This window comes from Actinospica durhamensis, from assembly GCF_018139695.1.
Taxonomy (GTDB): Bacteria; Actinomycetota; Actinomycetes; order Streptomycetales; family Catenulisporaceae; genus Actinospica; species Actinospica durhamensis.
This window is the reverse complement of sequence record NZ_JAGSOG010000581.1, coordinates 1-1,355: the sequence shown is the minus strand read 5'-3', so window position 1 is coordinate 1,355 and position 1,355 is coordinate 1. Positions and strand designations below refer to the sequence as shown.

The following is a 1,355-nucleotide window of genomic DNA, read 5'->3' as shown; positions in this document are numbered from 1 at the left end:
GGAGGTGGGCGGCGTGGGTGGCTGCTCGGGCGATGGCTCGGGCGATGGGGTGCTCGGCCAGGTGCTCGACGGCGCCGGCTAGACGGAGGACTTCGGCCGAGTCGGCGCCTGGGGCGGCGTGGATCTCGAGGAGGGTCATCTGACCGGTCGTCACCGTGCCGGTCTTGTCGAGCACGATGGTGTCCACCTTGCGCGTCGACTCGAGGACTTCGGGGCCCTTGATCAGCAGGCCGAGCTGGGCGCCGCGACCTGTGCCGACGAGCAGGGCTGTCGGGGTCGCCAGGCCCAAAGCACAGGGGCAGGCGATGATCAGGACCGCGACGGCCGCGGTGAAGGCGTGTGCGGTGCTTGCACCGGCAATCAGCCAGCCGCTGAGGGTCGCCAGCGCGAGGACGATGACGACGGGCACGAAGATTCCGGCCACGCGGTCGGCGAGGCGTTGCACGGCGGCCTTGCCGGTCTGCGCTTGGACGACGAGGCGGGCGATCTGGGCGAGCCGCGTGTCCGCACCGACGCGGGTGGCGCGCACGATCAGGCGCCCGCCGCTGTTCACGGTGCCGCCGCTGACTTGGGCACCCGGCCCGACTTCGGTCGGGACGGACTCGCCGGTGAGCATCGAGGCGTCCACGGCGGACTGGCCTTCGACGACCTCGCCGTCCGTCGCGATCTTCTCCCCCGGACGCACGACGAACAGCTCCCCTACCTGGAGCAGTTCGATCGGCACCGGGCGCTCGACGCCGTCCGGACCGAGCACCACGGCCTGCTTGGCGCCGAGTTCGAGAAGTGCGCGCAGAGCGGCGCCGGAGCTGCGCTTCGCGCGCTCTTCGAGGTACCGCCCGAGCAGGATGAAGACGGTGACCGCGGACGCGACTTCGAGGTAGATGTCTTGCTTGCCGTCACCGGACGCGGTGAGGGAGAAGTCCATCCGCATGCCGAGATCGCCCGCGGTTCCGAAGATCAGGGCGTGGAGCGACCAGGCGTAGGCGGCGATGGTGCCCAGCGAGACCAGGGTGTCCATGGTCGCGGCGCCGTGCTTGAGGTTGAGCAACGCGGCGCGGTGCAGCGGCCAACCGCCCCAGGCGACGACGGGCGTGGCGAGGGCGAGGGACAGCCACTGCCAGCCGCGGAACTGGAACGCGGGGACCATGGCGAGCAGCAGCACAGGGACGGCGAGGAGTGCGGAGACGGCCAGGCGGCGGCTGAGACTGGTCCGTCGACGGGGAGTGGTGGAGCGGGCTGCGGACGTGCCTGTGGCTGACGTGCCTGCAGCTGCTGTGCTTGTAACTGATGTGCTTGTAACTGATGTGCCTGGAGCTGACGTGCTTGTGGGGGAAGTGGATGTGGGGGAAGTGGGT

At 70.3% G+C, this 1,355-nt stretch carries 1 protein-coding gene; it reads right to left on the bottom strand.

What is annotated here, in order from left to right; genetic code table 11:
• On the bottom strand, window positions 1-1,355 hold a 1,355-nt coding region (locus tag KDL01_RS41155), incomplete at both ends, for an HAD-IC family P-type ATPase (RefSeq protein ID WP_212534149.1).